Annotated in this window: 6 protein-coding genes; all 6 read left to right on the forward strand. The window is 72.1% G+C overall.

All coding sequences use genetic code 11. From position 1 onward, the window contains the following. Positions 1 to 59 precede the first annotated feature (59 nt). The 6 genes from AB0M20_RS22265 to AB0M20_RS22290 all read left to right on the forward strand — a co-directional run bounded on the left by AB0M20_RS22265 (position 60) and on the right by AB0M20_RS22290 (position 5,943). On the forward strand, positions 60 to 1,655 hold the full coding sequence (locus AB0M20_RS22265; RefSeq protein WP_364301006.1) for an aminotransferase class III-fold pyridoxal phosphate-dependent enzyme: 1,596 nt from the start codon (positions 60 to 62) through the stop codon (positions 1,653 to 1,655). 12 nt (positions 1,656 to 1,667) lie between these two features. Continuing rightward, complete coding sequence (locus AB0M20_RS22270; protein WP_364301008.1) at positions 1,668 to 2,387, forward strand: alpha/beta hydrolase; 720 nt, start codon at positions 1,668 to 1,670, stop codon at positions 2,385 to 2,387. Between the two features lie 153 nt (positions 2,388 to 2,540). After that, positions 2,541 to 2,972: a DUF2243 domain-containing protein gene (locus AB0M20_RS22275; protein ID WP_364301010.1), complete on the forward strand. Its 432-nt coding sequence runs from the start codon at positions 2,541 to 2,543 to the stop codon at positions 2,970 to 2,972. After that, complete coding sequence (locus AB0M20_RS22280; RefSeq protein WP_364301012.1) at positions 2,969 to 3,793, forward strand: cytochrome c oxidase assembly protein; 825 nt, start codon at positions 2,969 to 2,971, stop codon at positions 3,791 to 3,793. Before AB0M20_RS22275 ends, AB0M20_RS22280 begins: the two co-directional genes overlap by 4 nt. Positions 3,794 to 3,818: 25 nt before the next feature. Beyond that, complete coding sequence (locus AB0M20_RS22285; protein ID WP_364301014.1) at positions 3,819 to 4,307, forward strand: GNAT family N-acetyltransferase; 489 nt, start codon at positions 3,819 to 3,821, stop codon at positions 4,305 to 4,307. 91 nt (positions 4,308 to 4,398) lie between these two features. Next, positions 4,399 to 5,943: a M1 family metallopeptidase gene (locus AB0M20_RS22290; RefSeq protein ID WP_364301016.1), complete on the forward strand. Its 1,545-nt coding sequence runs from the start codon at positions 4,399 to 4,401 to the stop codon at positions 5,941 to 5,943. Positions 5,944 to 6,077: the final 134 nt, after the last annotated feature.

A 6,077-nucleotide genomic window follows, 5' to 3' on the forward strand; every position in this document is an offset into this window, starting at 1 on the left:
GATGCATAAACTGCATCCCTTAACTTGTTTTTCGTGTACCTATTTTTTGTGAATCGATTATGTCTTTTGCGCATTCACTTCTTTTCTATACGACGGTCGGGCTCGGCGTCGAGGTGTTCAGCGACGGGCCGCAGGAGATCCGGCTGCCGTGGCCCGGCGCGGTCGAGCGGCACGACGACGCGATCGCCGTCCGCGGCGACGGCCAGACGTTGTGGCTGGGCGGCGCGACGCTGGCCGAGGGCCGGGTGATCGCCGGCAAGACCCTGCGCGTGCAGGTCTGCCGCCTCCCCGAGCGTCCGCCGTTCTTCGTCACGGCCGGGATGGCGGACGCCTGGGCCGCCGTGTGCCCCGACCCGACGCCGCTGGTGGCGCCGGGGGCCGAGGAGGGCGGCGGCCGCGCGGCGCTCCTAGACCGGCGGAACGCGTCCTTCGCGCGGGTGCAGGAGCACTACTTCGTCGACCCGCCGCAGATCGAGCGCGGCTGGCGGCACCACCTTTTCGACACCGCCGGGCGGTCCTATCTGGACATGCTCAACAACGTCGCGATCCTCGGCCACGGCCATCCCCGGCTGGCCGGCGCCATCGAGCAGCAGTGGCGCCTGCTCAACACCAACTCGCGGTTCCACTACCGGGCCGTCGTGGAGCTCTCCGAGCGCCTCGCCGCGCTGCTCCCGGACCCGCTCGACACCGTCTTCCTGGTGAACAGCGGCACCGAGGCGGTCGACCTGGCCCTGCGGCTCGCCTGGGCGAACACCGGCCGGCGCGACGTGGTGGTGGTCCGGGAGGCGTACCACGGCTGGTCGGATGCGACCGACGCCGTCTCCACCTCGGTGGCCGACAACCCGAACGCGCTCGGCAGCCGTCCGTCCTGGGTCCGCACGGTCGACGCGCCGAACAGCTTCCGTGGCCGGTACCGCGGCGAGGGGGCCTTCCGCTACGCGGAGGATGCGGTGGCGGCCATCGGCGAGCCGGCCGCGTTCCTGGCCGAGGCCTTCTACGGCAACGCCGGCGGCATGCCGCTGCCGGACGGCTATCTGCGGCGGGTGTACGAGGCGACGCGGCGGGCCGGGGGCCTGTGCATCGCCGACGAGGTGCAGGTCGGGTACGGGCGGCTCGGCGAACACTTCTGGGGGTTCGAGCAGCAGGGCGTGGTGCCGGACATCGTCACGGTCGCCAAGGCGATGGGCAACGGGCACCCGCTCGGCGCGGTGATCACCACCCGGGCCATCGCCGACGGCTACCGCAGCCAGGGCTACTTCTTCTCCTCGGCCGGGGGCAGCCCGGTCAGCAGCGTGGCCGGCCTCGCCGTGCTCGACGCCCTCCGCGACGAGGGCCTCCAGGAGAACGCCCGGGTGGTCGGCGGCCACCTGCGGCAGCGCCTGCGCGAGCTGATGGACCGGCACGAGATCGTCGGCGCCGTCCACGGCATGGGCCTCTACCTCGGCGTCGAGCTGGTGCGCGACCGGGCGACGCTGGAACCGGCCCGCGAGGAGACCGCGGCGATCTGCGAGCGGCTGCGGGAGCTCGGCGTCATCATGCAGCCGACCTCCGACCGGATGTGCGTGCTGAAGATCAAGCCGCCGCTGGGCATCGGCGTCGGCGATGCCGACTTCTTCGCCGACACCCTCGACCGGGTGCTCGGCGAGGGGTGGTGACGCGGTGGTTGGATGCGGGCCATGGAGATGACGTTCGTACTCGTGCCCGGGGCGGGCGGGGCCGCCTGGGACTGGCACCTGCTGCTGCCCGAGCTGCGGCGCCTCGGCCATCAGGCGGTCGCCGTGGATCTGCCCGCGGCGGACGAGGAGGCCGGGCTGGCGGCGTACGCCGACGCGATCGTCGCCGCCGCCGGGCGGCCGGAGCTCGTCCTGGTCGCCCACTCGATGGGTGCGTTCAGCGCGCCGCTGGCCTGCGACCGGCTGCCGGTGCGCCGGCTGGTCCTCTTAAATGCCATGATCCCGGCGCCCGGCGAGTCGTTCGGGGACTGGTGGGCCGCGACCGGCCAGCAGGAGGCGCGGCGGGCGTTCGACGTCCGGGAGGGCCGCGACCCGGATGCCGAGTACGACGAGATCGTGTCCTTCTTCCACGACGTTCCGCAGGCGGTGATCGACGAGTACGCCGCCCGCGGCGAGCCGGCCCAGGCGGAGAAGCCCTGCGTCGAGCCGTGGCCGCTGGACGCCTGGCCCACCGTGCCCACCCGGGTCCTCGCCGCCCGCGACGATCGGGTGTTCCCGCACGACTTCCAGGTCCGCGTCGCCCGCGAGCGGCTGGGCATCACGCCCGAGACGGTCCCCGGCGGCCACATGTGCGCGCTCAGCCGCCCGGCCGAGCTGGCCAGAGCCCTCAGCGAAGAGACGCTCAGTGAGGAGAGCCGGCGTCCAGCGAGCTGAGCCGGTCCATGGCGACCGACACCTGATCCGCCAGGTCGCCGACCGTCGCGGCCTGCTCGGTGGTCACCACCTGGGCCTCGCGGCGCCGGATACCCGTTCGCGACGAGATCGAACGGGGTGCATAGAACCGGGCCCGGCGGGTAGGCGGGGCCGATGCGGAATGAGTTGTCCGGGGCGATGCTCGGGCTGGGGATCGCGGCGTTCGTCGACGAGACGGTGTTTCACCAACTGCTGCACTGGCATCACTTCTACGACGGCTCGACGCCCGCGGCCGGGCTGGTGTCCGACGGCGTGTTCCACGCCTTCAGCTGGTTCTGCACCGTCGCGGCGCTGTTCCTCTTCGCCGATCTGCGCCGCCGCCGCGTCTACAGCGGGCCGCGCTGGTGGGGCGGGCTGCTGACCGGGGCGGGCGCCTTCCAGCTGTACGACGGAACCATCCAGCACAAACTCCTGGGCCTGCACCAGATCCGCTACGACGTGGACGTCGCACCGTACGACTGGGCCTGGAACATCGTGGCGGTCGCGTTGCTGGCGGCCGGCGTGGTCCTGCTCGCCCGTTCCCGCCGCACGGCCGTCGCGGCGTGAGCCACCTCATCACGGCGTGGTCGTGGCTGCTCGCCGCCGTGCTGCTCGCCGCGGCGGCGGCCTACCTGACGGCGGTCGTGGTCGTGCGCCGGGCCGGCGGCTGGTGGCCCTGGTGGCGGGTCCTGTGCTGGGGCACCGGGACGATCGCCGCCGTCGCCGTGCTGCTCAGACCGGCGCACGACTTCACCGCGCACATGGCCGGCCACCTCACGCTGGGCATGGCGGCGCCGCTGCTCCTCGTGCTCGCCGCGCCGGTGACGCTGGCCCTGCGGGCGCTGCCGGTCCGCGCCGGGCGGGCCGTGTCACGCGTGCTCGGCAGCCCGCCGGCCCGGTTCGTCACCCACCCGGTCACCGCCGCGGTCCTCGACGCCGGCGGCCTGTGGCTGCTCTACACCACCGGCCTGCACGCCTCGGTCAACCCGATCGTGCCGGCCCACGTGCTGGCCGCCGGCTATCTGCTGACAGCGGCGGTGATCGGAGTCGATCCGGCTCCGCGGCGGCCGGGCCGCCCCGTTCGCGCGGTCGTCCTGATCGCCTTTCTCGCGGCCCACGGCATCCTGGCCAAATACGTGTACGCCCATCCGCCGGCCGGCGTGCCGGCTGCCGCCGCCGAGGCGGGCGCCCAGCTCATGTACTACGGCGGCGACCTCATCCACCTGGCGGTCATCGCCATCTTCTGCCACCAGTGGTACACGGCCACCGACCCGCGCGGGCGCACCGCGGCACCGCGCATCCGCATGACGCCACCGGCCCGGCCGCCGTGGCGACTCCCGGCCGACCTGCGAACCGGCCGCGAGGGTGGCTCGCCGAGCGCGCTCTGACTTGAGGTCGGGGACAATCGGGCGTGTGACGGATGACGTGACGATCCGCGCGGCGGCCGGATCGGATCTCGACGCCCTGGCCGAGCTGGCGGGCTCCAGGGACCGCGCGGAGGTGCGCCTGCAGGCCGCGGCCCGGGGCGATGACAGCATGCTCGTGGCGGTCACCGCGGGCGTCGTCGTCGGCGTGAACAGCGTCCGCTGGCGCGACGGCTGCGACCCGCCCCACCCATGGCTCTACGGCCTGGCCGTGGACGCTTCGCACCGGCGGCGGGGGATCGGCACGGAGCTGGTCCGGGCGGCCGAGACGATGAGCTCGGAGCGCGACGCCGGCACGGTCAGCCTCGACGTGGACGTCGACGACCCGGCGGCGATCGCGTTCTACGAGCAGCTGGGCTACGTGATCGCGCGGGCCCACGAGCACCGCTGGCGGGCGATCGACCCGCGCACCGGTGCGGTGACGGGCGAGGGCATCGTGCCGACCTGGATCATGCGGCGCCCGCTCGATCAACGCTGAGGGGAACGGGTGCGGACATCGGCACCGCCGTATCCGCTCCCGCGCGGCATCTCGATTGCGAATGCGCGGGGCGGGCGTAACGTCACCCGCCATGAGAACGTTCATAGCTAGTCGTCTCTCTGTTCTCCTGGCGAGCTTCGTCGCGGTGCTCGTCGGGGTCGCCGGGGCGGCGGCGCCCGCGTACGCAAACGGTGGCGCTCCGGCGCCCGGGTCGGCCGGTCTCGGTGACCGGCTGTATCCCCTGCTCGGCAACGGCGGGTACGACGTGCAGGACTACAACCTGCGTGTCCGGTACCCCAGGAAGGATCCGAAGCAGACGGTCATCGGTGACGTGACCATCATGGCCGTCGCCACCCAGAACCTCTCCCGGTTCAACCTCGACTTCGGCGGTGACTCCGTCGGCGGCGTGACGGTCAACGGGTCCCGGGCGAGATTCTCCCGGTCCGGTGACGAGCTGGTCATCACGCCCCGCCACTACCTGAAGCGCGGCAAGCGCTTCTGGGTGACCGTCAGTGACTACAAGACGACGCCGATCGAGGCCAATGCCGACTCCCCGGCCGGATTCGTGACCACGACCGACGGCACGTTCATGGCCGGTCAGCCCGACGAGTCGCACAACTACTTCCCCAGCAACGACCATCCGCGGGACATGGCGACCTACACGATCACCCTGACCGCCCCGGCGGGCTGGATCGGGGTCGCCAACGGCCGGCACCTCGGCGACCGCCGCCACGGCGGCTACGTCTCGTCGGTCTACCGCGAGTCCAAGCCGATGGCCAGCGAGCTGATCCAGGCGGCCGTCGGCGACTTCGTGGTGCACACCCGCCCGCCGGTCGCCGGCGTCCCGATCCGCGACGTCGTCCCGCGCCGGCTCGCCGCCGAACTACTGCCGAAGGCCGAGGTCGAGCGCTCGCAGCTGGCCTGGATGATCGGCAAGGTCGGGCGGTACCCGTTCGAGAACTACGGCTCGCTGGTCGTCGACACCGACCTCGGCTTCGCCCTCGAGACCCAGACCCTTTCGCTGTACGACACTGCGCTGTTCGCAGCGCCGAAGTTCGTGCTCGACCCGATCGCGGCGCACGAGCTGGCGCACATGTGGTTCGGCGACAGCGTGGCACCGGCGTCGTGGAGCGACGTGTGGCAGAACGAGGGCCACGCCACCTGGTACGAGCTGATCTACGCCGACGAGACCGGCATCTTCTCCGACTACACCGGCGAGCCCGACCTGGAGTCCTACTTCAAGGCCGTGTACGCCCGCGGCGACGTGTACCGCGCCCGCTACGGCCCGGTCGCGCACCCGCTGCGGTCGGACTCCATCTGGGACGTCTTCAACCCCAATGTGTACGACGGGGGAGCGCTCGTCCTCTACGCCCTGCGGCACAAGATCGGCGCCCGCGACTTCCAGCTGCTCGAGCGGGCCTGGGTGGCGCTGAACCGCGGCAAGTCGGTGTCGACCGGCGACTTCATCGCGCTGGCCTCCCGGATCTCCGGCCAGAACCTGCGCGGTTTCCTGGGTGACTGGCTCTACGGCGCCAAGACGCCGCCGATGCCGGGCCACCCGGACTGGACGGTGACGCCCGCGACCGCGGCGGCTTCCGCTCGCGTCTTGTCGAGCGCGCCGGCCCGCCACCGCTGACATCCTGATCGGCGGACATCGCCTGCAACCGGCCATCCGTGGCCGGTTGCAGGCCCGATCCTCTATCGCGCCGCCGGTGCTTCGGTCACGATTGGCGCGTGAACGACGAGTCCGTGTACGACGACGAGATCGGA

The organism is Actinoplanes sp. NPDC051633, from assembly GCF_040681735.1.
Lineage (GTDB): Bacteria > Actinomycetota > Actinomycetes > Mycobacteriales > Micromonosporaceae > Actinoplanes.

Excerpts from the sequence above, each read along its gene's own strand:
- AB0M20_RS22275 (WP_364301010.1), top strand. The coding sequence starts at position 2,541 with ATGCGGAATGAGTTGTCCGGGGCGATGCTCGGGCTGGGGATCGCGGCG.
- AB0M20_RS22270 (WP_364301008.1), top strand. The coding sequence starts at position 1,668 with ATGCGGGCCATGGAGATGACGTTCGTACTCGTGCCCGGGGCGGGCGGG.
- AB0M20_RS22265 (WP_364301006.1), top strand. The coding sequence starts at position 60 with ATGTCTTTTGCGCATTCACTTCTTTTCTATACGACGGTCGGGCTCGGC.
- AB0M20_RS22290 (WP_364301016.1), top strand. The coding sequence starts at position 4,399 with ATGAGAACGTTCATAGCTAGTCGTCTCTCTGTTCTCCTGGCGAGCTTC.